The organism is Stenotrophomonas sp. AN71 (assembly GCF_050435725.1).
Taxonomy (GTDB): Bacteria; Pseudomonadota; Gammaproteobacteria; order Xanthomonadales; family Xanthomonadaceae; genus Stenotrophomonas.
Map to the genome: position 1 here is coordinate 241,535 of NZ_JBNDKU010000005.1, position 25,758 is coordinate 267,292.

The following is a 25,758-nucleotide window of genomic DNA, read 5'->3' on the forward strand; positions in this document are numbered from 1 at the left end:
GCCCGTTGGACGCCGACACCATCCGCAACCTGATCGAAACCGGCCTGCCCGGCGCCCGCGCCGACGTGCGTGGCGACGATGGCGTGCATTTCGAAGCGACCGTGGTCTGCGAGGCCTTTGCCGGCCGGATGCCGCTGGCCCGCCACCGGATGGTCTATGCCACCCTGGGCGACCTGATGGGCGGCGCGATCCACGCGCTTGCGTTGAAAACCGTGACCCCGGCCGAAGCCGGCTGAACCGCAGAAGATCCCGAATACATGGCCAAGATCGTTGTGACCGGCGGCGCTGCGCTGCACGGTGAAGTGAGCATCTCCGGCGCCAAGAACGCCGTCCTCCCCATTCTCTGCGCGACCCTGCTGGCGGATGCGCCGGTGGAGATCACCAACGTGCCGCACCTGCACGACGTGGTCACCACGGTGAAGCTGCTCGGCGAACTGGGCGCCAAGGTCACCATCGACCAGGGCACGTTGTCGCGTGGCAGCGCGATCGTGGTCGACCCGCGCCCGGTCAACCAGCATGTGGCGCCGTATGAGCTGGTCAAGACCATGCGCGCCTCGATCCTGGTGCTGGGCCCGCTGCTGGCCCGCTTCGGTGCGGCCGAAGTGTCGCTGCCCGGCGGCTGCGCGATCGGCTCGCGTCCGGTCGACCAGCACATCAAGGGTCTGCAGGCACTGGGTGCGGAGATCGTGGTCGAGAACGGCTTCATCAAGGCTTCGGCCAAGCGCCTGAAGGGCGGCCACTTCACCTTCGACATGGTCAGCGTCACCGGCACCGAGAACGTGCTGATGGGTGCGGTGCTGGCCGAAGGCACCACCATCCTCGACAACTGTGCGATGGAACCGGAAGTCACCGACCTGGCGCACTGCCTGATCGCCCTCGGCGCGAAGATCGAAGGCCTGGGTACCGCCCGCCTGGTCATCGAAGGCGTCGAGCGCCTGTCCGGTGGCCGCCACGAAGTGCTGCCCGACCGCATCGAGACCGGCACCTTCCTGGTCGCTGCGGCGATGACCGGCGGCAAGGTCACGGTCAACCGCGCGCGCCCGAACACCATGGACGCGGTGCTGTCCAAGCTGGTCGAAGCCGGTGCGAAGATCGAGACCACCGACGACACCATCACCCTGGACATGCAGGGCAAGCGGCCGAAGGCGGTCAACCTGACCACCGCGCCGTACCCTGCATTCCCGACCGACATGCAGGCGCAGTTCATGGCGCTCAACTGCGTGGCCGATGGCGTCGGCGTGATCAATGAAACGATCTTCGAGAACCGTTTCATGCACGTCAACGAACTGCTGCGCCTGGGCGCGGACATCCAGGTTGAAGGTCACACCGCGATCGTGCGTGGCAACGAGCACCTGAGCGGTGCGCCGGTGATGGCCACCGACCTGCGTGCGTCGGCGTCGCTGATCCTGGCCGGGCTGATGGCCAGCGGCGACACCACCATCGACCGCATCTACCACCTTGATCGTGGCTACGAGAACATCGAAGAGAAGCTGTCTTCGCTCGGTGCCACCATCCGGCGCGTGCCATGATCCTGCGCGGCAAGTTCAGCCCCCGTCGCAAGGCGCTGCTGGTGCTGGTGCTGATCGTGCTGGCGTGGCTGGGCTATGCCTGGTACGCCAACATCGCCATCACCCAGGGCATCGAGCAGAAGGACATGGACTGGAACGGCGACGGCACGGTCTCGCGCGAGGAGATCATCCAGTCGCTCTATGCGGTGTCGGTGAACGACAGCCAGGAAGGCAGCCGCCATTGCCGCACCTTCGTCTGGCGTAGCACCGGCGAGCAGATCCGCGTGGACTGCCGCACCGAGTTCAAGCCGGCCGACGAGAAGAAATAAGAAGACGCCCGCGGAAGCGGGCGTTTTTTCTGGGACATCCATCCACGCATGGCGTGGATCTACTGGGCCATGAAGTAGATCCACGCCACGCGTGGATGGCGTCGTCGGGGTCGGAGCCCTTCCCGTTGGGAAGGGCTCCGACCCCGGGCCATCAGTTCATCGCCTTGATGGTCAGGTCCAGCGCGTCGCGGTCGTTCTCACGCTGCAGCATGCGCGCCGGCACCGGGAACTCCGGCACGATCCAGGCAATCAGCTCCTTGTTGCCGTCGGCACGCGAGACCTTGGTGGCGTCGTAGCTCTTGCCGCCCACGGTGATCGACTCCTTGCCGATCACGCGGTAGGTCATGTTCTTGATGCGGCCTTCGTCGACCATGCGATAGGTCAGCGGCTTGCCGGCGGCGAGGTCGCGGGCGATCGCCAGGTTGATCAGCAGGGCATCCATGTCACCGGCCTTCAGCGCGATCGGTCCGGCACGGTCCGGCTTGATGTCGCCGGTCCAGGTGGCCTGGTTGCTGGTCCAGTTGTAGTTCGCCTGCACGTTGCGCTTCTTCACCAGCAGTGCCGAGCGGTCCTGGCTGCTGAGCGGGCGCAGCTGGCCACGCACTTCCTCGAACACCGTGCTCTGGCTCAGGTCGGCGAGCTGGTTTTTCACCTGCAGCGTGTAGCGCCACTTGTTTGCACCTTCGCTGCTCAGCGTCATGCTGCCATTGGCCTGCATGCCCATGTAGCTGGCCAGGTAATCGGCCTTGAACGGCTGCAGGGCCATGGCCGGCAGGCTGGCCATCGACAGGGCGGCGGCAGCGATCCAGGTGAGGGGGCGGGTCAGGGTGCTCATGCTCAGACTCCTTGGTATTCGATCAGTCGAAGGTCGACGCGGTCTTCGCCGTCTTCGCGTTGCAGGATGCGCACCGGGGTGGGGACACCGTTGGCGATCCAGAGAATGGTTTCGTTGTTGCCGCCGTTGGTCCGGTAGACCCGCAGCGCGTTGTAGGACAGGTCGCCGACTTCGACGTTCTCGGTCTGTGGCGCGGCCTGGTAGTCATGCTGGCGGACCTTGCCCATGTCCACGTAGCGGTAGTGCATCGCGGCACCCGGGCGGGCATCGCGCATGATCGCCAGGTTGAGCAGCAGCGCGCTCTGGTCGCCGGGCTGCAGCGGGATCGGCTGCGCCCGCTCCTTCTTGACGTCGCCGGTCCATTGCGCAGTACCGGCCTGCCAGTTGTAGGTGCCGACCGCCTTCTTGCCCAGGAACAGGCCCTTGCGCACCGTGCTCTGGCTCAGCGGCGCATAGGTGCCGCTGCGCTCCTCGAACACCGTGCTCTGCTCGATGTTCAGGCCCAGCACGCTGGCGAACCCGCGGCGGCCGACCACCTGCATGTCCACCCGCCACTGGCTGCCGCCGGTGTGGGTGACCTGCATGCTGGCGTCGCCGGCCTCCTTGCCCTTGTAGAAGGCCTGGTAGGTAGCGCTGAACGGTTGCAGCGGCGGTGGCTCCCACGCCAATGCGGGCAGCATCGGCGCGGCCGGCTCGGCGGGTGGTTGCACGGCAGGCGCCGGTGTGGGCGAAGCGGCAGGCGGTTGTGCCTGGCCCCAGCCCACGCCGGGAAGCACGGCAAGCGACAGCAGCAGTGAAGTGGACAGCAGGGTCGTGGTCTTCATGGAGGACAGGGACCGCAGGAGGGGGCAGGATGCCAGCCCCGCAGTCAGCGGGGCGTGTGCAAGCGAGTTACCGGTTCAGGTTCCCGGCGGAATCTAGGGCCAGGGGGTTAAACAGGGGGTGACCGTCCAGCCACGGCTGGCCGTCCCGTTCAGCCAGACGGCCGGCGCACAGCAGCTGCAGGGTGGCGATCAGCAGCGGATGTTCCACCGCCAGCACGCGTTCGCCCAGGCTGTGTGCGTCATCGCCGGGCAGCACCGGCACCCGTGCCTGCGCCAGCACCGCGCCGGCGTCCAGCTCGGGCACCACCAGGTGCACGCTTGCACCGTGCTCGGCATCGCCGGCCTGCAGTGCCCGTGCATGCGTGTCCAGGCCCTTGTGCAGCGGCAGCAGCGACGGGTGGATGTTGACCAGGCGGCCGTCGAAGCGTTGCACGAAGTCGGCGCCGAGGATGCGCATGTAGCCGGCACAGATGATCCAGTCCGGTGTGGCGGCGGCCAGCGCATTGCCCAGCGCCAGCTCGTAGGCGGCGCGGTCACTGAATTCCTTCGGTGCGTGCGCCCAGCGCAGGCCGGGAGCGACACGTTGCAGGGCTTCAGCGGCGGGGCGGTCGGAAAACACGCCGACCACCTTGGCGGGCAGCTGGCCACCGCCGATGGCGTCGAGGATGGCCTGCAGGTTGCTGCCGCGACCGGAGGCGAGCACGGCGATGCGGGTGGGGGCGCTCATCGCTGGACACTCCGGCGGATCAGTGGCCAGGTCAGCAGACTGCCTACGGTGGCCATCAGCATGTCGGCATGCGCGTCCCACATGTCGCCCTGCTGGCCGTTGTAGGCCTCGGCGGCATCCGGTGACAGGGCCAGCGCGATGGCCCACTCGAACCATTCGTAGACCAGGCTGGAACACATCACCACCATCACCGCCAGGGTGAAGGCCTGGCCAATGCGCAGTGCCGGCCAGGCATGGCGGGCCAGCTGCAGCAGCGCAGGCGTGAAGCAGACGCCGAACAGGAAGTGGATGAGCCGGTCGAAATGATTGCGCTGCCAGCCGAACGCCGCATTTGGCGACCAGCCGGTCAACGCCTGCGCCCAGGCGTCGTACGGCACATTCGAATACAGCCAGCGCGCCGCCACGCAATGCAGGGCGATGAAGCCGCAGATGGCGATGAAGGCGCCGTTGCCCAGCCAGCCACCGCGACGGTCGACCCACAGCAGGGCGGCCAGCCCGATCACGGTCAGCGTGCTGTGCAGGGCCTGTTCGGTCGGCCATAGCGGGTGGACCCAACTGATCGCGAACACCGCCAGCACGGCGGCGAAGGCCAGCTTCTTGGGGCCCGAGAAGCGGGAGGCGGTGGGCGAGGCGGTCGTCGGGAGGGCAGGCGCGGACATGGGGAGTCGATCAGGGAAGGGCGGGGCGTCTGCCGGCAAGCTCAGACGCTGAGATGGTCGCCACGGTCGAACAAGGCGGCCATGTCCGGCTTGGACAGGAACACCCACGCATAGGCGGTGAGGGCCATGCCCAGTGGGCCGGCCAGCACCGCCAGCCACGCCGCGCGCCTGCACCAGGCCAACCCGCTGCGCCGCGACAGCAGGCGGGCGGTGTGCAACTGCACGAAGCCCAGCGCGGCGGCCAGCACGGCGGTCACGCCGTAGACGGTGGCCAGCACCGCACCGTCGTCGAGCCCGCGTGAGCTGGCGACCAGGCCGATGAAACCGGTGAAGGCCAGCGCGGCCAGCCAATGGAAACCGGCCAGCGCGTAGAACAGCACCTTCAGCGTCTGCAGGTGGCTGGTCAGCTGCAGCTGCGCCAGGGTCTGCTGCGGCAGCGGCGGAGGTGCGCCCGGGCTCGTCATGCAGCCGTGCCAGCGGTGTCGAACGCGGCCTTGACCTGCGGGCGCAGCAGCGTGATCAGGCTGAACACCCCCAGCACGGTACCGATCGGCGTGAACAGGCAGGCCAGGCCGGCCATGATCAGGCACAACAGGTAGCGGCGGCGGTGAGCCAGGCAACGGCCGGCGTAGGCGACGAACGCTCCCAGGGTCACGCCACCGAACACGATGACGCAGCCGATGAGGGTGAACATCCAGCCGAACAGGCGCTGTTCGGCCGGCGACGAGGGCTGGCCACCGGAATTCATCGGCAGATTGCCGGTGAGGGCGGTGATGCCCAGCACGATGTGGACGATGAAGATCATCGAGAACAGCGCGATCAGGCCACCGACCACGTAGTGCGCAATCGACAGCATGCGCAGATGGTCGGCATCCTGCGCGCTGAACGCCGGAGCCGGTGCCGGAGGTGGCACCGGGGTGGGCGACAAGGGGGGCGTTGCGTCCATGCGGGCTCCTTGGTTGCCGGGATCAGCCGATGTGGACGCGTTCGGCGCCTTCGGCGGTGACCACCTGGCCGATGGTCCAGTGCTCAAGTCCCTGGGCCTTGACCGCGTCGGACACGGCGCTGACCTGGTCTGCGGCCACGATCAGCACGAAGCCGATGCCGCAGTTGAAGGTGCGCCACATCTCGCTGTCGGCCACCGCGCCTTCCTTCTGCAGCCACTGGAACACCGGCGGCAGCGTCCAGGAGGAGGCCTGGATATCCAGGCCAAGGCCTTCGGGCACCACGCGGATGATGTTCTCGGTCAAGCCACCACCGGTGATGTGGGCCATACCGTGGATGGCCTCGCCGTGCGACTTCAGCAGCGACAGGATCGGCTTGACGTACAGGCGGGTCGGCGCCATCAGCGCATCGACCAGCTTCACGCCGCCGTCCAGTTCCAGGTCGGCCGGGCGGCCGGCGCGGTCGTAGATGCGACGCACCAGCGAATAACCGTTGGAGTGCGGACCGGACGAGGCGATGCCGATCAGCACATCGCCGGCGGCCACGCTGGCGCCGTCCTTCAGCTCGCTCTTCTCGACCGCCGCGACCGTGAAGCCGGCCAGGTCGTACTCGCCCGGGGCATACATGTCGGGCATTTCAGCGGTTTCGCCGCCGATCAGGGCGCAACCGGCCTCGGTGCAGCCATTGGCGATGCCGCCCACGACCGCCGCGGCGGTGTCGATGTCCAGCTTGCCGGTGGCGAAGTAGTCCAGGAAGAACAGCGGCTCGGCGCCCTGCACCAGCACGTCGTTCACGCACATGGCGACCAGGTCGATGCCGATCGTATCGTGGCGGTTCAGCTGGTGGGCCAGCTTCAGCTTGGTGCCCACGCCGTCGGTGCCCGACACCAGCACCGGCTCGCGGTACTTGTTGGACAGGTCGAACAGGGCGCCGAAGCCGCCCAGGCCGCCCATCACTTCCGGCCGGAAGCTGCGCTTGACCAGGGGCTTGATCCGCTCGACCAGCTCGTTGCCGGCGTCGATGTCGACACCCGCGTCGCGGTAGGTGAGGGGGGAGGGGGCGGAAGACGGGGTGTTGGTCACGGGCGTCGGCGCTGGCAGGGGTTGAACGGGCGATTTTAACAGGCCGCATTGGCGCAAAGTCCGTATTCGGGCAACAATTCCCCCCGGATTCGTCGAGCCAATGGATGTCCTGATGCGCCGCAGCCTGATTTTGACCCTGCTCATTGCACTGAGCCTGCCGGTGGCCACGATGGCCCAGAGCGGCCTGCGCACCGAGGGCGATGTCGCCACCGCCTCCGGCGCGTACGAGGCCGAAGTGCCCGTCAACAGCCAGGCCGAAGCCGATCGCAACGGCGCCCTGGCCCGCGCACTGAGCGTGGTACTGGGCAAGTTGTCCGGCGACCGCAACGTGATGTCACGCCCCGGCGTGGTGCAGGCGTTGCGCAATGCCAAGGATTACGTGGCCAGCTACGACTACAAGCAGGACCAGAGCGTGGGCGCCAGCGGTGCTCCCAGTTTCCGCACCCTGCTGGTGGCCCGCTTCCGCGAGGATGACGTCGATTCGCTGGTGACGGCACTGGGCTTGCCGTTGTGGCCGCAGCCGCGTCCGAAGCCGGTGCTGTGGCTGGCCGTCGATGACGGCAGCGGCCCGCGTCTGGTCAGCGTGCAGCAGGCCAACGCCGCGCGCCCGCTGCTGAACCGTGCCATCGAGCGTGGCTACAAGCTGGGCCTGCCCAGCGGCGGTGCCGCCGAACAGGCGTTGGCCGGGGCCATCTGGCGTCAGGACAGTGCCGCCGTCGCCCGCGCCTCTTCGCGCTACTCGCCGCCGATGCAGCTGATCGGCAAGCTGTACCGCGCCAATGGCGGCTGGCAGGCGGACTGGATATTCGTCGACAACGGCCGTGAGCTGAACAAGTGGACCAGCAAGGACGCCAACGCCATGCGCGCAATGGCCTCCGGTGCCGATGGCGCTGCCGACGCGCTGGTCAAGCGCTATGCCAAGGCGGGCGTGGCCACCGGCCAGGCCGGTACCTACCGCGTGGTGGTGACCGGCATCAACAGTGCCGATGACTACCTGCGCCTGGCCGCTGGCCTGCGCGAGGTGCCGGTGGTGCGCAATGTCACCCCGTTGCATGCCAGCGCTGGCCAGCTGGAGCTGAGCCTGGAGATGACCACCGGCCTGGCTGGCTTCAACCGCATGCTCGGCGACAACGGTGTGCTGGTGCCGAGCGCCCCGCTGCCGGCCCTGCCGGCCCCGATCGACGACACCACCGGTGCGCCGGTGCCGGCACCGACCAGCAACGAGTACCGCCTGCGATGAACCTGACGCCGGAAGCTGAAATCGCGCAGTTCCTGCGCCGGGTGAAGTACATCCTGCTGGTCGGCCTGATCGGCTGGATCGTCTGGTTGCTGGCGCCGATCCTGACCCCGTTCGTGCTTGCCCTGGCACTGGCCTGGCTGGGCGACCCGCTGGTGGACCGCATCGAGGCCACCGGCCGTTCGCGCATGACCGGTGTGGTGCTGGTGTTCGCGGCGATGGTGCTGGTGATCGTGGCGTTGCTGCTGGTGCTGGTGCCGATGATCGAGCGCCAGATCACCACCTTGATCGCGGTTGCCCCACAGGCGCAGGCGTGGCTGATGCAGACCGGCATTCCCTGGTTCGAGCAGAAGACAGGCCTGGAAGTGATGCAGTGGCTGGACCCGGATCGCCTGATCGACTGGGTACGCAGCCATTGGCAGCAGGCCGGCGGATTCGCCACCACGTTCATGGGCTATGTCTCGCGCTCGGGCTTTGCGATGGTGACCTGGGTGGTCAACATCCTGCTGCTGCCGATCCTGGCGTTCTACTTCCTGCGTGACTGGGACAAACTGGTGGAGCGGGTCGCCTCGGTGATCCCGCGCAACCATGTCGGCACCATCACCGCCTTGGCGCGCGAGTCCAACGAGGTGCTGGGCGCGTTCATCCGTGGCCAGTTCCTGGTGATGCTGGCGCTGGGTGTGATCTACGCCGGTGGCCTGTCGCTGGTCGGGCTCAAGCTGGGCCTGCTGATCGGCCTGATTGCCGGGCTCATCAGCTTCATCCCGTACCTGGGCGCGACCACCGGCATCCTGATGGCGATCGTGGCCGCGCTCGTACAGGCACAGGGCTTCGACCTGAAGCTGCTGATCCTGGTTGGCGTGGTGTTCACCGTCGGCCAGCTGCTGGAGAGCTATGTGCTGACCCCGCGCATCGTCGGCGACAAGATCGGCCTGCATCCGGTGGCGGTGATCTTCGCGGTGATGGCCGGTGGCCAGCTGTTTGGTTTCCTCGGCATGCTGCTGGCGCTGCCGGTGGCGGCGGTGACCAACGTGCTGCTGCGCTATGCCCATCAGCGTTACCGGCAGAGCGAGCTGTACGTGGGTGAGAAGCCGGCGATCGTGCTTGATGGCGTGGTTGACCAGCCCCATATCATCCTCCCGAATGACAAGGGCGCCGACCTGAAGTGATGGGTGTGCCGCAACTGCCGCTGGCCCTGCATTACCCGCGGGACCAGCGCCTGGAGACCTTCATCGGCGCGCCGGATGGCGCGCTGGCGCAGTTGCGTGCGATCGCGATCGGCGCCAGCCACGATTGGATCTACCTGGAAGGCGCGGCGGGCACAGGCAAGACCCACCAGGCATTGGCGATGTGTTCCAGCGCCGAGCAGGCCGGCCGCCTGCCGACCTATGTGCCGCTGGCCAGTGCCGCCGGCCGCGTGCGTGCGGCGCTGGACGGGCTGGAAGCGCGCGAGCTGGTGGCGCTGGATGGCCTGGACGAGGTTGCAGGCAACCGCGAGGATGAGATCGCACTGTTTGATTTCCACAACCGTGCGCGCGCTGCGGGGGTGACGGTGCTGTACACGGCGCAGAAGGCGCCGGGCGAGCTGGGCCTGGTGCTGCCGGACCTGCGTTCGCGGCTGGGCCAGTGCGTGCGCGTGCTGCTGCAGCCGCTGGATGAAGAAGGCCGTGCGGCGGTGCTGCGCGAGCGCGCGCTGCGCCGGGGCCTGGCGATCGACGAGGCGGCCATCGAGTGGCTGCTGTCGCATACCGGACGCGAACTGGGTGGGCTGATCACGCTGCTGGATTGGCTGGACCGCGAATCGCTGGCGGCGAAGCGGCGGATCACCGTGCCGTTCCTGCGTCAGGTGCTGGAAGAAGGCCGGCCGCGGTACTGATTGGGGTTTCTTTGCAGGGCTGCGCCCTGCACCCGCAGAAGCCAGAGCAACGTCAACGTCAAAAGCTGGCCTCCTGAGGGGAGGCGGGGTGGCTCAGGTTGCGGGGGACGGCGCAAGTACGTCCATGTAGCCTCGGTCGCGCCATCCATGGCGCTCACGCCCCCGCAACCTGAGCCACCCCGCCTTCGACAGGTTCACGCGATCTGTCGGGACTGCGTACTGCACTGCTGTTGGTGGGTGTCGACCTTGGTCGACACGTGTCTTGCTTGTGGTGGGTGACGACCGTTGGTCGTCACCAGAGCAAGCGTAGCGAAGCGACCCGCTTCTGCTTTTCTTTCTTTCTTCCGTGGCTGGAAGCCCACGGAAACTGTCAGAGGCCGGGCGGGGTGGGTTCGCGGGGGTGTCCGCGGCATGGATGCCGCGGCCAAGCCCCCATGGACGGGTTCACGGCGTCCCCCGCGAACCCACCCCGCCCGGCCAAGCGCGGCTTTTGATTTGAGCGACCAGCCACGAGGGGCTCAGCCGTTCGCTGCCAATTCCGCATCCAGCGCGCGCAGGCGGTCCACCGTGCCAACGTCGGTCCAGCGCCCGCGATGGTGCTGCCCCGTCATCAACCCCTGCGCCATGAAATGCTTCTGCAGCGGCACCACCGAGAACTTCGGCGGCAATCGCTCGCTGCCCGGCGCATCACCGATCACCGCGCGCCAGTCGGCCACGATCGAGGGCCGGTACACGCCGATGCCGGCATAGGTCAGGCACGGGCCTTCGCGGTCGTGGTGCAGCAGGCCCTGCGGGTCCAGCCGGTAATCGCCACCCGGGTGTTGCGCCGGGTTGTCGACCAGCACCAGGTGTGCCTGGCCCTGCGGCTCGCACGGCAGCGTGGCGAAATCGAAATCGGTCCAGATGTCGCCGTTCACCACCAGGAACGAGTCATCACCCAGCACCGGCAGCGCGTTGAGGATGCCGCCGCCGGTTTCCAGTGGCATCTGCCCTTCGTACATGAAGTGCAGTCGCAGGCCCCAGTGACTGCCATCACCCAGCACGACCGGGAACTGCTCGGCCAGCCACGCGGTATTGATCACCACCTCGCGCACGCCGAATGCGGCCAGGCGTTCCAGGTGCCAGACGATCAGCGGTTTGCCGGCCACGTCCAGCAGCGGCTTGGGCGTATGCAGGGTCAGCGGGCGCATGCGCTCGCCCAGGCCCGCGGCAAAGACCAGCGCCTTCATCGGACCACGCGCATCGGTGCGGCCAGCTCGGCCAGCGCCGGTTTGATGCGGTCTTCGAGCAGCTGCTGCAGCGGCGCCAGTTCGCGGTAGCGCGGCAGCACTTCATCCAGATAGCCGATGAAGCGCGGTGCGTCGTCGAGGTAATGGCCCTTGTTGTCGCGGTAGCGCAGGCGGCAGAACAGACCGAGGATCTTCACGTGGCGCTGGATACCCATCCAGTCGGCATCGCGCAGGAAGGTGGCACGGTCAGGCACCGGCAGGCCGGCGTCGCGCGCGCGCTCGTGATACTGCGCCAGCCACTCGTCCACGCGCTGCAACGGCCAGCTCAGGAAGGCATCCTTGAACAGGCTCACCGCGTCGTAAGCGATCGGGCCGCGCACCAGGTCCTGGAAATCCAGTACGGCGGGGCCGTTGTCGACCGGCATCAGGTTGCGCGGCATGTAGTCGCGGTGGGTCATCAGCTGGGCCTGGCCCAGCGCGTTGTCCATCAAGTGGCGATGCACCAGCTGCAGGCCTTCGATTTCGCCGCAGTCCAGCTCCAGCTGCAGGTGGCGCTGCAGGAACCATTCGTCGAACAGGCCGGCATCACGTTGCAGCAGCGCTTCGCCGAACTGGCCGAAGTCAGCCGGTACCGGGATCGCCTGCAGGCGCAGCAGCTGTTCGATCGAGCGGCCGAACCATTCATCGGCGTTGCGCTCGTCGAGGATCCTGGCCAGGGTCGGGCCGCCGAGATCCTCAAGCAGCAGGAAGCCGGCGTCCAGATCCTGGGCCAGCAGTGCGGGCACGCGCAGGCCGTTGTCGTGCAGCAGGCCGCGCATGCGCAGCCATGGCCGCGGATCTTCCAGTCCCGGCGGGGCGTCCATCACGATGTGGCTGCCGCGCGTGCTGGTGGTGCGCCAGTAACTGCGAAGGCCGGCGTCAACCGAAGCGCGTTCGACCACCGCGTTGGCATCATCAAGCTGGGTACGGGCCCACTGCAGGCGCTGCGCGCTGCGCTGGGGATCGGAGGCGGGTTCGGTCATGCAGGCATATCCGGGCGCGCCGGGCGCGCCAACGTCGGGAACAGGAAGGGAAGGTGAGGCGGGGTCAGCGACGGCTGCTGAACAGGCGCAGCACAGCCAGCACGGCCACCGCGCCGACCACTGCACCCAGGAAACCGGCCGGCTCACCAGGGGCGTACCAGCCCATGTACTGGCCGAACCAACCGGCCAGCAGCGCGCCGAGGATGCCCAGCACGATGGTCAGCAGGCAGCCCATGCGGTTGTTGCCGGGCATGAAGAACCGCCCGAGCAGGCCGACGAAGAAGCCGACCAGCAGGATGTACAACCAGCTGCTGCTGCCGAACAGACCATTCATGCGCGCGGATTCCGCTTGAGTGTGGACGCAGCCTAGCAAGGCCAGGCTGCGTCCGTCACGGGTGCCGGATCAGCAGCAGCCGTGGTCGCCGTGGCGGGTGCCGCTGTCGGCAGCCACCGGCGAACCGCTGGTCTCGCCGCGCAGGCTGGCGGCGTAGTGCTCGCTGATCACCTTGGACACGCAGGCGGTGACCTTCTTGCCCATCGGGATGTGCAGGAACTCGTTCGGGCCGTGTGCATTGGAGTGCGGACCGAGCACGCCGGTGATCATGAACTGTGCGCCCGGGAACTTCTCACCCAGCATGCCCATGAACGGAATCGAGCCGCCTTCGCCCATGTACATCGCCGGCTTGCCGAAGAAGGCCTGGCTGGCATCGTCGATGGCCTGGGTCAGCCACGGCGCCATGGCCGGCGCGTTCCAGCCGGTGGAGGCCTTTTCCAGGTCCAGAGTGACGTGGGCGCCGTTCGGCGGATCGCGCAGCAGGGCTTCCTTCAGCAGTTCGCCGCAGGTCTTGCCATCGGCGGTCGGCGGCAGGCGCAGCGACAGCTTCACCGAGGTCTGCGGGCGCAGCACGTTGCCGGCCGATTCCAGCGGCGGCATGCCACCGACGCCGGTGACCGACAGTGCCGGGCGCCAGGTGCGGTTGAGCACCAGCTCGGTCAGGTCCTCGTTCATCGGGCGCAGGCCGTCGACCATCGGGAACTTCTCGAAGATCTCGGTATCGACCACTTCGGCGGCGCGCTTGGCCTGTTGCAGTCGCTCGGCCGGGATGTCCACGTTCATGCCGTCGATCAGGATGCGGCCCGTGTCCTGGTCCTCGATGCGCGACAGGATCTGGCGCAGCAGGCGGAAGCTGGACGGGATCACGCCGGAGGCATCGCCGGAGTGCACGCCTTCATTGAGCACCTTGACGGTGAAGTTGCCGCCGGTCAGGCCGCGCAGCGAGGTGGTGCACCACAGCTGGTCGTAGTTGGCGCAGCCCGAATCCAGGCAGACCACCAGCGACGGCTTGCCGATGCGGTCGGCCAGATGGTCGACGTAGGCGGGCAGGTCGTAGCTGCCCGACTCTTCACAGGCTTCGATCAGAACCACGCAGCGGGCATGCGGCAGGCCCTGGGCCTGCAGCGCCAGCACGGCGGCCAGCGAGCCGAAGATGGCATAACCGTCGTCGGCGCCGCCGCGGCCGTACAGCTTGTCGCCACGCAGGACCGGCGTCCACGGGCCAAGGTCCTCGTCCCAGCCGGTCATTTCCGGCTGCTTGTCCAGGTGACCGTAGAGCAGGATGGTGTCGTCGCCGGTCTCGGCGCCGGTGGCCGGAATTTCCAGCAGGATCAGCGGGGTACGGCCTTCCAGGCGCACCACTTCAACCTTCAGGCCGGGCAGCTGCTGGGCCTTGGCCCAGTTCTCCATCAGGGTCACCGCCTGTTCCATGTAGCCGTTCTGCACCCAATTGGCGTCGAACATCGGCGACTTGTTGGGAATGCGGATGTAGTCGACCAACTGCGGGACGATTTCGCTGTCCCACTTGTCATTGACGAATTGGCCGAGCTTGGCGCTGTCCATCTGAAACTCCGGTTGCATGGGCTGATCCGCACATTCTACGCCTGCGCTGAGGGTAGGGTTTTTCCTACATCACATCGGGTATTTGGCTGGCTTACGAAAATCCGTGAAACCGATAGGCTGTGCACATGTGGTGACGGACACTGTTCCTACCGACGGGATTGCCGGTCGGGACGGTCAGAACCACAAGGAGATACACGTCGTGCCTTGGTTTGTCGTGTTGAGGGCACTGGTGCTGGTCATGGGGATCGCCGGGGCGCATGCCGCCCAACCGATCGACATCAACCGCGCCGATGCCCAGGCGCTGCAGCAGGGATTGACGATGGTCGGAGCCGCCAAGGCCGAGGCGATCGTCGAGCACCGGCGCAGACACGGCCCATTTCATCGCGTCGAGGACCTGACGCAGGTGAAGGGGATAGGGAAAGCGATCGTCGAACGGAATCGACAGCGGATCACCGTCGGCAACAGGGCGTTGCCAGCGGATCCGGTACCCGGATCGGTACCGGTGCGGACCGTACCCAGGCGTTGACAGCAGGAATCGTCGGAACCGGCAGGAAGCTGGTTCACCGGACACGGACAGGACGGCCGTGACCACCGACCGCCGCAGGACGCGGCACCAATCACCAGGATGGTGGCATCACAGACCTGTGGAAGGGGCTGAGATACAAACAGGACAGACGCGGCCGCGTGCAGGATGCAACGCTACCCCCACAGCGCAGGATGCGAGGGGGCGGCAGCAGGCCGACAGGGACGTAACGATTGCCCGGTACGACACATGGCTGTGTCGCCGGGCAGTTTCATTTCCGGCGCCTGGTTTTGCCGCGGCCACCACGGGCCGATGGTGTACGGTGCTGCTCTGCATGGAAAGGACACCGCTGGATGCTTCTGCACCGCCCCACGACACTGATGCTCGCCCTTGCTCTGGCCCTGCCGCTGCTGGCCCATGCTGCGGCGCCGTCGCCTGCCACCACGCCTGCCGCTGCCGGCGCGGCCGACGTGCGGGGGCCGACCGATTTGAAGCCGGGCGAATATCTGTGGCATCCGGAAATCTCGCCGACCGGCCCGATCGTGCTGGTGGTCAGTCTCGACGAGCAGCGTGCCTACGTGTACCGCAACGGCATCGCCATCGGCCTGACCACGATCAGCTCGGGCAAGGCCGGGCATGAGACCCCGACCGGTGTGTTCACCATCCTGCAGAAGGACAAGGACCACCGCTCCAACCTCTACAACAGCGCCCCGATGCCCTACATGCAGCGGCTGACCTGGGACGGCATCGCCCTGCATGGTGGCAGCCTGCCCGGGCATCCGGCCTCGCACGGCTGCGTACGCCTGCCGCAGGCGTTCGCGCAGAAGCTGTTCAGCGAAACCCAACGCGGCGATACCGTGGTCGTGGCCGACGCCAAGAGCTCGCCGATGACCCTGGCCTATCCGTCGGTGCTGGCACCGGTGAACGCCCGCGGCCAGGCCCTGCCGGAAACCGAAGGCAATGCCGCCAAGGCCTGGTGGGATGACAGTGCGGCCCCGGCCGGGCAGGTCGGCATCCTGGTCAGCCTGCACGACCAGCGCCTGTACGTGCTGCGCGATGGTGTGATGATCGGCGAGTCGCCGCTGAAGGCCGACGCCCTGCCGGCGTTCCAGGGCACCACCCTGTTCGTGATGGGGCAGGGCTACAGCGATACCCCCAGCCCGCTGGACCTGAACCAGCGCCTGCACCAGTGGACCGCCTATCCGTTGCTGGGCCAGGACCGTGCCCAGGCCACGCCGGACCTGCTGGCCACGCCCTCGCTGCCCATGGCGCTGCCGGCCGATTTCGCCCGCCAGCTGTACCAGGTACTGGTACCTGGCACGACCCTGCTGGTGACCTCGCTGCCGGCCGTCCGCCCAAGCCCGGCTGAATCCGGGATGCAGCCGGTCTTGGAATCCGAGCCGCCAGGGTCCACCCTCACGGGCAACTGAGTCCCCCCGTTTGTGCCCATGACTGCATCCCGCCTGTGCCGGCTGGCCGCGTTCGGCCTGCTGGCGACCTCGGCCAGCGCCCCGGCGCTGGCACAGACGCCCGCCATTGCCACCTCTGCCGATGATCTGGCTGCCTTGCTGTCGCGCAGCGCGCCCAAGGCCGACCGCCACGTGCTGCAACTGGCGGCGCATGCCATGCGTTGCGCGCTGCAGCGGCCGGAACTGGGCATCAACGGTGACCGCCTCAGCGTGATCGACTATTCGCGGCCATCCACCGAGCCACGCCTGTGGGTGTTCGATCTGGCCCATCAGCGCCTGCTGTTCGAAGAATGGGTGGCGCATGGCCGCAACAGCGGCGAGAACCGCACCGAGCATTTCTCCAACCGGGATGGCAGCTTCATGTCCAGTCTCGGCGCGTTCACCGCGCAGGAGACCTACATGGGTGGCAACGGCTACTCGCTGCGCCTGGCCGGGCTGGAACCGGGCTTCAACGACCGTGCGCGCGAACGTGCGATCGTCATCCATGGCGCGCCCTACGTGAATCCGGCCACGGCGCAGCTGCAGGGACGGCTCGGCCGCAGCCTGGGCTGCCCAGCGGTGCGCCTGTCGGTGGCCAAACCACTGATCGATGCAATGCGCGGCGGCACGATGGTGTTCGCCTATTACCCCGACCAGGACTGGCTGAAGCACTCGCAGCTGCTGGGCGGTGAGTGCGGCGGGCAGGGCACGCTCGCCACGCGGTGATGCACGATGGCGCGCGGCGTGATGCAATGCGCCGATGAACATCGACTCCCTGCTGCACACTCCGAGCCAGGTGATTTCCAGCCTGGACTATCGCCGCGAACGCTGGCGCAACGGCCTGGGCTGGACCCGCGAGATCCTGCGCCTGCCGGCACAGGGTGATGACTGGGCGCTGCGTCTGTCGGTGGCCGAGATCGAACAGGATGCGGCGTTCTCGGCCTTCCCTGGCGTGGAGCGCGAGCTGGTGCTGCTGCAGGGCAACGGCGTGCGCCTGCGCTTCGACGATGACCGCGTGGCCGAAGTGCTGCCACCGCATGGACGCGTGCGTTTTGCTGGCGAGGAAACGCTGCACGGTGAACTGGTGGATGGCACCACCCACGACTTCAACCTGATGTGGAAGCGCGAACTGCTGCAGGCCGAACTGCTGCATCGGCCGCTGGTGGGGTCGATGTTCTTCTTCTGCGAACCGGGCGTAGCCTGGGCACTGCATCTGCTGGCCGGCCAGGCGGAGTTCGGTGCCGACAGTGGATTGCCACCGTTGCAGGCCGGCGATACCGCATGGCTGTCAGCGGGTGAACGGCAGCGGCACGCGTTGCAGGGCGGTGGCGAGTTGTTGGCGATCCGGGTGAGCGCGGCGGCGGGATGATTCGCTGGTGCCGGTGGGCACCATCCACGCATGGCGTGGATCTACTGGAAATGCGGTTGCCATCCTGCCTGGACACGCCGTTCAGTAGATCCACGCCATGCGTGGATGCGACCGCCGATGCCGCGTCATGGTGCGAACCAAGGTTCGCACCCACCAGGAGGCGGTTCGCACGCATCGACGCCGTCCAGTAGATCCACGCCATGCGTGGATGGTGCGACCTCAATACACATCACGCCGGTAACGACCGGCCAGCAGCAGCGCTTCCTTGCCCGCAGTCCCCAACACCTGCTCGATCACTGCATCCACCGCCGGGGCCATGCCCTGCAGGCTGCCGCAGACCAGGATCGTCGCGCCCTCATCGATCCACTGCCGCAGTGTTGCTGCTTCGGACAGCAACCGGTCCTGCACGTAGCGATGCGCAGCGCCATCGCGGCTGAATACTGCATCCAGCCGCGCAAGCGTGCCGCTGGCGAGCATCGCCTGCAGTTCCTCACCGAAGTGGAAGTCGTGCGCGGCAGTGCGCTCACCGAACAGCAGCCAGGTGCGGCGCGCATCACTGCGGGCACGTTCGTGCAGATGTGCCCGCAGGCCGGCGATGCCGGTGCCGTTGCCGATCAGCAGCAGTGGTACATCGGCGGCGACGCCATGGAAATTGTCGTTGCGGCGCAGGCGCAGCTGTACCGGTTCGCCGACCACGGCGTGGTCGCACAACCAGCCGCTGCCGATGCCGGGCGTGCCATCGGCGCGAAGTTGCCGACGCAGCAGCAGCTCGACCGCACCGTCGGTCATCACCGAGGCGATCGAGTATTCGCGATGCGGCAGTGGCTGCAGGGCTCCCAGCAACGCGGGCAGATCACCCGGTGGCACCAGTGAGGGAAGATGCGAGCGCTCGACACGCGCCAGCAGTGGCTGCCCGTCATCCAGCAATGTGTCTGCGTCAAAGCGCTGCGAATCCAGCCACGCGCGCGCGCTGGGTCGCGCGTGCTGCGGGCCGATTTCGGCGATGTCACCGGCCTGCCACTGCACACTGGCAGCAGGCGGCTGCAGGCGCAGCCAGTACACCGCGCCGCCCGGGCTGCCGGGGTTCAAATGTTCGCGCTGCAGCAGCGTCCACGGCTGGTACTCGGCCGGGCTCCAGTCGGGCATCTCGCTGGCATCGCCGCCAAGCTGGCCGAGCAGCTGCTGCCAATGGCGCAGTGCGGCCGGATCGGCGTTGTCGACTTCAATCGCATCGAACAGCGGATGCGCACCGTGCTGGCGCAGCCACTGGTCGAGCTGGTGGCCGAATCCACAGAAGTGGCCGTAGCTGCGATCGCCCAGCGCGAGCACGCCATAGTGCAGGTGCTGCAGCGAAGGCGGTGTGGCCATCACCCCGCGCAGGAACGGCAGGGCGTGATCGGGTGGGTCGCCCTCACCGGTGGTGCTGGCGATGAACAACGCGCGTTGGCTGCCAGCGAGCAGCGCGGCGTCCACTTCGTGCAGAGCCCGCACGCGCACCGGCAGGCCGGTGCCACGCAGGGCATCGGCGCTGCGCTCGGCCAGTTCGCGGGCAAAGCCGGTCTGACTGGACCAGACCAGCAGGATTGGCGCGACGTCGCCAGATGCAGCATCGTTGCGCGGTCGCCCGCGCCACCACAGTGTGGTGCAGGCCAGCGCGTACAGCGCGGTGGCGAGCATCGCGATCTGCGATTGCCGTGCCGGCGGAGCGCCCTGCCACCAGGCCTCGCCCAGATGCAGGCGCAGCAGTGCCCAAGCGATCAGCGCCAGCGCGATCAGAACCAGCACGTTGCCCAGCAGCGCGCGCGAGGTGCGTGCGCTCATGCGTCCTGCTCGTCGAGCAGACGCTGGAAGGCGCTGCTGAGAAATTCGCGTGGCCCCTCGGCTGCGCGCTGCAGGTAGCGCGCGGCCAGCCCTTCGCGTTCGGCCAGTGCCATGCCCTGTTCGCGACCGAGTACGGTCAGCGCGGTGGCCCAGGCATCGGCGTGCATGGCGTCGTCGGCCACCACGGTCACCGCCGCTGCAACCTGACGCACCGGTCTGCCGGTACGCGGATCGAGGCTATGGCTGTAGGCCTCGCCCTGGGCCTGGTACTGGTGCCAGCGGTCACCGGAGGTGGCGACGGCCTTGCCGTCCAGTGCCAGCACCCGTGGCGGGGTATTGGCCTGTGCGTCTTCTTCCGGCGCGGACTCCACCAGCACGCGCCAGGGTTGGCCGTCCGGCTTGCGGCCATAGCCGGCCAGTTCGCCACCCACTTCGATCAACGCGGCAGTAATGCTCTGGCTGCGCAGCCACGCGGACACGTGATCGACGCCGAAGCCCTTGGCGATCGCCGACAGGTCCAACTCCAGTCCGCCCGGTTGCAGCAGCGTATCGTCCTGCCAGTGCAGGCGCTGCCAGCCGCAGCGCTCACGGGTGGCTTCCAGGGTGACGGTGTCGGGCTGGCGGCGTTCACCGGCATGGGCACCGAAGCCCCACAGCGCGACCAATGGGCCGACGGTGGGATCGAAGGCACCACCACTGGCGGCGGCGACGGCCTGTGCGCAGGCCAGCACGTGGCGGGCCTCGGCCCGCAGCGTGCACCACTGGCCGGCATCGGCGCGGTTGTAGCGGCTGAGGTCCGAGCCTGGTTCCCAGGTGCTCATCTGCGAGACCACCTCATCCAGGCGCGCCTGGATGCCGGCGTGCAGCGGGTGCAGGTCGCGCTGGCGCGGTGCGACCAGCGACACGCTCCAGGTGGTGCCCATGGTGGTGCCACCGAGGCGGGCGATGTCGAGCAGGGAATCGGTCATGATGGGACGTTGCGGGCGCGATGCCGGGACGTGCCCGGCATCGCGATCCACATCACTGCGGCAGCACTTCCAGCGTGGCCACATAGCTCAGGCGACGCTTGGCGGCCTGCTTCACCGAGGTCTTGTTGTCTTCGGTGCCGGTCTCCAGCCAATACATGCCGGCTTCCGGCCAGGTCACCTTGATCTCGCCCTTGGCGTCGCTGGTCAGCTTCAGCTCGTCCTGCGCATTGCGGTAGCGGGTGGCGCCACGCACGATCTCGAATTCCAGGCCCGCGGTCGGCTTGCCATCGACCAGCACGCGGAAGGTCGCTTCCTCGCCAGCGAACAAGTCGTTCGGGTGGCCGACAGCCACCAGTTCGATGCCGCGGTTGGTCGGCTTCAGTGCGGCGGCATTCGGCGCGCCGTTGGTGACGAAGGTCTCCACGCGGCCGACCGACTGGCTCACTTCCAGCTTCTTCGCATCCTTGGGCAGTTCGCCGAAGGTGGCGGCGGTGCCGCGCCAGCGCTTGCGCTCGCCGTTCTGTTCGTAGGTGGCGAACAGGCCGTCATTGACCGAGGCGATGCGGTAGGTGCCCGGTTGCTTCAGTTCGAGGTCGAACACGCTGCGGAACTTGCCGGTGGCCGCGTTCTGCGGCTGCACGGTGCTGCCGTCGGGGGCGGTGATCACCAGCGATTCCAGGCGCAGCGGTACGTGGTTGAAGTAGAACAGGTCGTTGGAGACCGCACCGTCGACGGTGATCCACGGCGCGTTGCCGGCGATCACGGTCTGCGAGGGCAGCAGCCAGGCCTTGTGGGCCAGGGCGGAGAAGGGAAGGGCAGCGGCCAGAGCGGCGGCGAGGACGAGCGTGCGCTTCATGCGGAAGACTCCAGTTGGATGGGATCGGGTCCCTTTCCAACGGAAAGGGCTCTGACTCCGGGGATGTGGCGATGGGGTCAGAGCCCTTCCTGCGGAAGGGATCCGACCCCGGCTCAGGCGATTACGGTTTGACGGACAGGGTGACCTGGCCCAGTTCGGTGGCGCCCTGCGCCTTGCCGTTCTGCGCGGCGGTGGCCGGCCAGGCGAAGGGGATCTTCAGCAGTTCGCGGCCGCCGACTTCGCGCACCGCTTCCACCACCAGGGTGTAGTTGCCGGGGGCCAGCTGCTTCAGTGCCGGCTGCTTGTCGGTGAACGACAGCGCGTGCTTGCCGGCCGGGCGGGTCGGGCCGGTCACGCCATCCACCGGCACCTGCAGGGTGCGGCCACTCTTGCGCCACCACTGGCGCAGATCGGGCAGCCACTTGGTGCCATGGCCTTCGCTGTTGCTGGTCTGCTGGTACCAGACCGACAGGTTGGCCGCGACCTTCTGGTCGGCACCTTCCAGCCACACCGCCACATACGGGCGGTGGTATTCGGCCACGTTGAGCTTGGGCACCTCGACGTTGATGTCGAGGGTGGTGGCATAGGCCGGCGAGGTGGCCAGCAGGCCACTGAGGGCGATGGTCAGGGTGACGCGCATGGGGCGGCTCCGGGAACGAGGGAAAAGTCAGTGGATCAGCAGCAGGGCGATCAGCAGCGGGATCATCAGGCCCAGGCCGACCAGCGGCCAGGTCATGCGCCGCTGGCGCGCGTGCAGGTGCAGCAGGAACAGGCCGGTGATGCAGAACACCAGGCAGGCCACGGCGAACAGGTCCAGGAACCAGCCCCATGCCGGGCCCGCGTTGCGGCCCTTGTGCAGGTCGTTGAGGTAGGACACCACGCCGCGCGAGGTCGATTCGTATTCCACTGCGCCGCTCTGCCGATCGATGCTCAGCCAAGCGTCGCCGCCGGGGCGCGGCAGTGATAGATAGATCTCCTCGGCCGACCATTCGGCCGGGCGCCCACCGATGGCGACGCCCAGCTGGGTGTCCAGCCACTGCCGGGCCGGGCGCGGAATCGGCGCATTGCCGTCTTCACGGGTTCCCAGTTGGCCCAGCAATTCGGCCGGCAGTTCCAGGTGCTGGTTCTGTACCTGTGGCTTGGCCTCGATCTTCGCGGCGTGATTGAGGGTCAGGCCGGTCACCGCGAACAACAGCATGCCGATCAGGCAGACCGCCGAGCTGATCCAGTGCCACTGGTGCAGCGTACGCAGCCAGAAGCCGCGGCTCTGTTGCTGCTGCACGGTGGAAGGGACGGGACGGCTCACGGCGCGGTTCGAGGCAGGCGGGGACTGCTCATTACATCATTGATGAGAATAGCTCGCAATTGCGTATCTTTCTGTATCCCGGAAGGGGGAATGGAAACATCGCGGGGTTGCCGGCCAGCGGCCGGCACTACCGCTACCGCTGATCGGTAGATCCACGCCATGCGTGGATGAAGCGCCGACCAAGGCAGGCACGCACCAGAGCAGGGGGGTGCCGGCCAGTGGCCGGCACCACCGGTGCGCGGCGATCAGAACTTCGCGTTGAGCGAGATCCAGTAGCTGCGGCGCTGGTCCTTGGTCGCGTAGTCGTCCACGCAGTTGAATTCGCTCTGGCTGATCAGCAGGCACGATTGCGAGACGAAGTCCTTGTCGAACAGGTTGTTGACCCGTGCATTGACCGTCAGCCACGGCGTGGCCTTCCAGCTGCCACCGAGATGGAAGATGGTGTAGTCCTCGTAGTAGCGGGTGCGGCTGGTGCCGTTGGCATCGAGCAGCGTGTCGCGGTAGCGGTCGTAGCGGCCTTCGCCGATCAGCGACAGGCTGATGACCTCGTTGAGCTGCCAGTTCAGGCTGGCATTGGCCATGTGCCTGGCCGGGGTGGTGCCGGTGATCGGCAACCCCTTCTGGGGGCCGCTGGTCTGCTCGCTTCGGGTCCAGGTGTAGTTGCCGCGCAGCTGCAGAGTGTCGAGCAGGTCGACGTGGCCAGCCAGTTCGGCACCACGGGTCTCGGCCTTTTCGATGTTCACGCTCTGGGTGAAGGTGCTGTAGCCCAGTGCAGCCCAGCCCGGGCCGATGTCCACGCAGTAGCCGCTGCCGGCCGGGGCCACTTCGCAGTTCGGGAAGGTGCCGCCGCTGGCGATCTTGTCCTCGAACGTGTTGATGAAGCCGGTGACGTTGAGGCCCCAGCGCTGGCCTTCGTAGTACGCGGCCAGCTCGTAGTTGGTGCTGGTTTCCGGCTTCAGGTTGGGCGAGCCCACCAGCGGCAGCACGCCCTGGCCACCAAAGCCGGTGATGCCCGGGAACAGCTGGTCCGGACGCGGGGTCTTGTAGCCGGTGCTGACGCCACCCTTGAAGGTCCAGGCGTCGCTGGCGTTCCACACCAGGTAACCGCGCGGGCTGACATGGCTGCCGAACACATTGTGGTCGTCGTAGCGCAGGCCGAAGGTGGCGGTGAGGGTGTCGGTCAGTGCCCAGTTGTCCTCGGCGAACAGCGCCCACATGCGGTGCTTCTGCCTGGTATTGCTGCGGTAGCCGGCGCCGTCCATGCCGAACACACCGTCGATCATGTCAGTGTCGTTGTACTGGCCGCCGACGGTCAGCTTGTGCGCACCGAAGTCCAGATCCAGCATCGTGTCGAGCACGTAGCCTTCCAGTTCCATGGTGCGCAGCGGACGCGGCAGGAACGCCTGCAGGCGTGCCATTTCGCTCGGGTTGAGTGCGGTCAAGGCATTGCCACGGCCGGCCGCGCAGTTGCTGGCCGCGCCGGTGCGGCGGCAGACGTCATTCCACAGTGTCTGCAGGTTGGCGCGCTCGTCCAGGGTCAGCGGCAGCGAGCGGCCGAGGTTGCTGCTCTTGCTGTGGGTCAGCGAGGTCTGCCAGGTGCCGAAGCTGTAGCGGCCCTGGTGGGTCAGCGACAGCTGGTCGCGCTCGTAGCGCTGGTAGGCGGTGTAGCCCACGCGCGGCTGCACCACGCGGCGGGTAACGGTGCCGCTCCCGTTCGGGTTGGGGATGACCGCATTGCCGACGCGCCACAGGCTGGCCAGGCTGTCCAGCGTGCCGGTCTGGCCTTCGCTGTTGTCGTACTTCTGTCGCGACACGTCGTAGTCCAGCCACAGTTCGTGGTCATCGTTGACGTGGAAATCCAGGCGCACGCCGGTGTTCCAGTTGGTGTTGGCCACCGACTTTCCGCCGCCGCCGAAGCCGATGCTGCGCTCCCACAGGGTGCCGTCGGGCAGCGGCAGTGCATCCCATTCCGGGTTCGATGCCTTGGCATCGTAGTAGCTGCCGCGCACGGCCAGGCTCAGGCGATCCTTCAGCAGCGGGCCGCTGAGGTACAGGTCGGTGGTGCGCGCATCGCCGAACTGGTTGTCCTGCTGCACGGTGAAGCCCTGGGTGAGCGCGCCATGCCAGCTGTCCTGGTTGCGGCGGGTGATGATGTTGATGACGCCGCCCATCGCGTCCGAGCCGTACAGGGTGGACATCGGACCGCGCACGACTTCGATGCGCTCGATCGCATCCAGCGGCGGCAGGTAGGCGAACTGGCCACCACCGAAGTTGTTCGGGTAGAGCTGGCCGACATTGCTCTGGCGGCGGCCGTCGATCAGCACCAGGGTGTACTCGGAGGGCAGGCCACGCATGGAAATGGTGGCGCGGCCGTTCTTGTCGGTGGCCTCCAGGCCGACGTCGATGCCTTCGACGTCGCGCAGTGCATCGACCAGGTTGGTGTAGGGGCGCTTGCTCAGTTCCTCGCGGCTGACCACGCTGATGCTGGCCGGTGCATCGACCACCTTCTGTTCGAAGCCGGAGGCGGTGACCACCACCTTGTCCAGCGTCTGCGGGGCGCCGGCGATCTCTCCATGGGCGAAAGCAGGGGCCGACATCGCCGCCAGCACGGCGCTGGTCAGCAGGGGACGGGACAGGGACGAACGGACACGATGGCGCTGGGCCATGGCAGTTACCTCGAAGGATGCAGAGAGGTGCGATGCCGTGCGCGAAGGGCGCGGCATGCACGGGAAGCCCGGTCAGGGGCGGCAGGGATGGAGCAGGCAGCGGCGTGCGGGCGCGACCGCGCAGGCGGTCACGTCGGGCCGTGGATCAGGCGAGCGGCGGCGCCTGGCCGCGTTGCTGGCGACGCCCGGGCGCGTCGGCCCAGGGCGTGTCCGGAGCGGCCAGCGGCCAGTCCGGGCGCATCCCGGCCATGGCCGGGGCGGTGGGTACGAGATCGAGTTCAGTGCGCAGCCACTGGCTGGCCAGCAGCGGTGGGCGTGCTCTCTCGGTCACCTTCACCGGAGCAGAGGAGGAGCGGCGCAGCTTGGCCGGTGCTTCTTCCTGCAGGGGGCCTTCGCCACCGCGTTCTTCCAGCGGCACCTGCACGGTCATCGCTGTCGCTGGGTGCGGCAGCAGCGGCAGGGTGCCCAGCAGCAACGCCAGCATCGCTACCCACGCCAGCAGACTGGCCAGCGCAGGACGCTGACCGCGCATGGCGGTACCCATCTGACGATGGAGCAGCGGGCGAGGGCGGAGCGGGCGCAGCAAGCAGGAATCCCCGGGCGGTCGCCGGCAGGGGCCGGCATCAACGGG

28 protein-coding genes are annotated in these 25,758 nt (G+C 67.6%); 10 read left to right on the forward strand and 18 right to left on the reverse strand.

The annotated features are described in order from the left end of the window. Positions 1–5 precede the first annotated feature (5 nt). Genes ABH900_RS10780 through ABH900_RS10790 form a run of 3 tightly spaced genes read left to right on the forward strand, consistent with a single transcriptional unit; the run spans position 6 to position 1,837 of the window. Positions 6–236: a BolA family protein gene (locus ABH900_RS10780; protein ID WP_006422849.1), complete on the forward strand. Its 231-nt coding sequence runs from the start codon at positions 6–8 to the stop codon at positions 234–236. 21 nt (positions 237–257) lie between these two features. After that, positions 258–1,529, forward strand: coding sequence for a UDP-N-acetylglucosamine 1-carboxyvinyltransferase (gene murA / locus ABH900_RS10785; RefSeq protein WP_429622836.1), 1,272 nt, complete (start codon positions 258–260; stop codon positions 1,527–1,529). Next, entirely contained in the window at positions 1,526–1,837 is a 312-nt protein-coding gene (locus ABH900_RS10790; protein WP_429622837.1) for an EF-hand domain-containing protein, read from the forward strand. Before murA ends, ABH900_RS10790 begins: the two co-directional genes overlap by 4 nt. A gap of 151 nt (positions 1,838–1,988) precedes the next feature. On the opposite strand, the gene ABH900_RS10795 is transcribed toward ABH900_RS10790, so the two are convergent. From ABH900_RS10795 to purM, 7 genes are all read right to left on the reverse strand, one after another. Beyond that, positions 1,989–2,672 carry a DUF3108 domain-containing protein gene (locus ABH900_RS10795; RefSeq protein WP_429622838.1) on the reverse strand — a complete coding sequence of 228 codons (684 nt, stop codon included), beginning with the start codon at positions 2,670–2,672 and terminating at the stop codon, positions 1,989–1,991. Positions 2,673–2,674: 2 nt separating this feature from the next. Next, positions 2,675–3,496 carry a DUF3108 domain-containing protein gene (locus ABH900_RS10800; RefSeq protein ID WP_429622839.1) on the reverse strand — a complete coding sequence of 274 codons (822 nt, stop codon included), beginning with the start codon at positions 3,494–3,496 and terminating at the stop codon, positions 2,675–2,677. A 67-nt stretch (positions 3,497–3,563) separates the two neighbouring features. Further along, positions 3,564–4,223 carry a phosphoribosylglycinamide formyltransferase gene (purN, locus tag ABH900_RS10805; protein ID WP_429622840.1) on the reverse strand — a complete coding sequence of 220 codons (660 nt, stop codon included), beginning with the start codon at positions 4,221–4,223 and terminating at the stop codon, positions 3,564–3,566. Continuing rightward, entirely contained in the window at positions 4,220–4,882 is a 663-nt protein-coding gene (locus ABH900_RS10810) for a DUF2238 domain-containing protein (RefSeq protein ID WP_429622841.1), read from the reverse strand. The genes purN and ABH900_RS10810 overlap by 4 nt, the downstream gene beginning before the upstream one ends. A gap of 41 nt (positions 4,883–4,923) precedes the next feature. Continuing rightward, a complete protein-coding gene (locus tag ABH900_RS10815; protein WP_429622842.1) occupies positions 4,924–5,346 on the reverse strand; it encodes a hypothetical protein in 423 nt (140 codons plus the stop codon). Further along, on the reverse strand, positions 5,343–5,828 hold the full coding sequence (locus tag ABH900_RS10820) for a hypothetical protein (protein WP_429622843.1): 486 nt from the start codon (positions 5,826–5,828) through the stop codon (positions 5,343–5,345). The genes ABH900_RS10815 and ABH900_RS10820 overlap by 4 nt, the downstream gene beginning before the upstream one ends. A gap of 22 nt (positions 5,829–5,850) precedes the next feature. Then, complete coding sequence (gene purM / locus ABH900_RS10825; protein WP_429622844.1) at positions 5,851–6,909, reverse strand: phosphoribosylformylglycinamidine cyclo-ligase; 1,059 nt, start codon at positions 6,907–6,909, stop codon at positions 5,851–5,853. A 112-nt stretch (positions 6,910–7,021) separates the two neighbouring features. Between purM and ABH900_RS10830 the strand changes: the two genes are divergently transcribed. Genes ABH900_RS10830 through hda form a run of 3 tightly spaced genes read left to right on the forward strand, consistent with a single transcriptional unit; the run spans position 7,022 to position 10,022 of the window. Next, positions 7,022–8,149 carry a DUF2066 domain-containing protein gene (locus tag ABH900_RS10830; RefSeq protein WP_429622845.1) on the forward strand — a complete coding sequence of 376 codons (1,128 nt, stop codon included), beginning with the start codon at positions 7,022–7,024 and terminating at the stop codon, positions 8,147–8,149. Next, positions 8,146–9,315 (forward strand): AI-2E family transporter, encoded by a 1,170-nt coding sequence (locus tag ABH900_RS10835; protein ID WP_429622846.1) that lies wholly within the window; start codon positions 8,146–8,148, stop codon positions 9,313–9,315. Before ABH900_RS10830 ends, ABH900_RS10835 begins: the two co-directional genes overlap by 4 nt. Then, positions 9,315–10,022 (forward strand): DnaA regulatory inactivator Hda, encoded by a 708-nt coding sequence (gene hda / locus ABH900_RS10840; protein ID WP_429622847.1) that lies wholly within the window; start codon positions 9,315–9,317, stop codon positions 10,020–10,022. The genes ABH900_RS10835 and hda overlap by 1 nt, the downstream gene beginning before the upstream one ends. 518 nt (positions 10,023–10,540) lie before the next feature. On the opposite strand, the gene murU is transcribed toward hda, so the two are convergent. The 4 genes from murU to ABH900_RS10860 form a co-directional block, all read right to left on the reverse strand. Then, positions 10,541–11,251 (reverse strand): N-acetylmuramate alpha-1-phosphate uridylyltransferase MurU, encoded by a 711-nt coding sequence (gene murU / locus ABH900_RS10845; RefSeq protein ID WP_429622848.1) that lies wholly within the window; start codon positions 11,249–11,251, stop codon positions 10,541–10,543. Beyond that, entirely contained in the window at positions 11,248–12,273 is a 1,026-nt protein-coding gene (locus ABH900_RS10850; RefSeq protein ID WP_429622849.1) for an aminoglycoside phosphotransferase family protein, read from the reverse strand. Before ABH900_RS10850 ends, murU begins: the two co-directional genes overlap by 4 nt. A gap of 64 nt (positions 12,274–12,337) precedes the next feature. Further along, complete coding sequence (locus tag ABH900_RS10855) at positions 12,338–12,607, reverse strand: GlsB/YeaQ/YmgE family stress response membrane protein (protein ID WP_429622850.1); 270 nt, start codon at positions 12,605–12,607, stop codon at positions 12,338–12,340. A gap of 69 nt (positions 12,608–12,676) precedes the next feature. Continuing rightward, positions 12,677–14,170 (reverse strand): M20 family metallopeptidase, encoded by a 1,494-nt coding sequence (locus tag ABH900_RS10860; RefSeq protein ID WP_429622852.1) that lies wholly within the window; start codon positions 14,168–14,170, stop codon positions 12,677–12,679. A gap of 199 nt (positions 14,171–14,369) precedes the next feature. Here ABH900_RS10860 and ABH900_RS10865 point away from each other — a divergent pair, with 199 nt between their 5' ends. The 4 genes from ABH900_RS10865 (at position 14,370) to ABH900_RS10880 (ending at position 17,510) form a co-directional block, all read left to right on the forward strand. Beyond that, complete coding sequence (locus tag ABH900_RS10865; RefSeq protein ID WP_429622853.1) at positions 14,370–14,696, forward strand: ComEA family DNA-binding protein; 327 nt, start codon at positions 14,370–14,372, stop codon at positions 14,694–14,696. 350 nt (positions 14,697–15,046) lie between these two features. Continuing rightward, the gene (locus ABH900_RS10870) at positions 15,047–16,123 is read left to right on the forward strand and encodes a L,D-transpeptidase (protein WP_429622854.1); all 1,077 of its coding nucleotides are present in this window, start codon (positions 15,047–15,049) and stop codon (positions 16,121–16,123) included. Positions 16,124–16,141: 18 nt separating this feature from the next. Next, positions 16,142–16,867, forward strand: coding sequence for a murein L,D-transpeptidase catalytic domain family protein (locus ABH900_RS10875; protein ID WP_429622855.1), 726 nt, complete (start codon positions 16,142–16,144; stop codon positions 16,865–16,867). Between the two features lie 34 nt (positions 16,868–16,901). Then, positions 16,902–17,510, forward strand: a complete 609-nt coding sequence (locus ABH900_RS10880; protein WP_429622856.1) for a HutD/Ves family protein — start codon at positions 16,902–16,904, stop codon at positions 17,508–17,510. A 219-nt stretch (positions 17,511–17,729) separates the two neighbouring features. On the opposite strand, the gene ABH900_RS10885 is transcribed toward ABH900_RS10880, so the two are convergent. From ABH900_RS10885 to ABH900_RS10915, 7 genes are all read right to left on the reverse strand, one after another. Then, complete coding sequence (locus tag ABH900_RS10885) at positions 17,730–19,331, reverse strand: sulfite reductase subunit alpha (RefSeq protein WP_429622857.1); 1,602 nt, start codon at positions 19,329–19,331, stop codon at positions 17,730–17,732. Next, positions 19,328–20,299 (reverse strand): FAD:protein FMN transferase, encoded by a 972-nt coding sequence (locus ABH900_RS10890; protein WP_429622858.1) that lies wholly within the window; start codon positions 20,297–20,299, stop codon positions 19,328–19,330. The genes ABH900_RS10885 and ABH900_RS10890 overlap by 4 nt, the downstream gene beginning before the upstream one ends. A gap of 52 nt (positions 20,300–20,351) precedes the next feature. Next, on the reverse strand, positions 20,352–21,155 hold the full coding sequence (locus tag ABH900_RS10895) for a DUF4198 domain-containing protein (RefSeq protein WP_429622859.1): 804 nt from the start codon (positions 21,153–21,155) through the stop codon (positions 20,352–20,354). Between the two features lie 121 nt (positions 21,156–21,276). Beyond that, positions 21,277–21,795, reverse strand: coding sequence for a DUF2271 domain-containing protein (locus ABH900_RS10900; RefSeq protein ID WP_429622860.1), 519 nt, complete (start codon positions 21,793–21,795; stop codon positions 21,277–21,279). A 27-nt stretch (positions 21,796–21,822) separates the two neighbouring features. Then, positions 21,823–22,461: a PepSY-associated TM helix domain-containing protein gene (locus ABH900_RS10905; RefSeq protein ID WP_429622861.1), complete on the reverse strand. Its 639-nt coding sequence runs from the start codon at positions 22,459–22,461 to the stop codon at positions 21,823–21,825. A gap of 245 nt (positions 22,462–22,706) precedes the next feature. Next, positions 22,707–25,127: a TonB-dependent receptor domain-containing protein gene (locus tag ABH900_RS10910; protein ID WP_429622862.1), complete on the reverse strand. Its 2,421-nt coding sequence runs from the start codon at positions 25,125–25,127 to the stop codon at positions 22,707–22,709. A gap of 145 nt (positions 25,128–25,272) precedes the next feature. Beyond that, entirely contained in the window at positions 25,273–25,671 is a 399-nt protein-coding gene (locus tag ABH900_RS10915; protein ID WP_429622863.1) for a hypothetical protein, read from the reverse strand. Positions 25,672–25,758 lie beyond the last annotated feature (87 nt).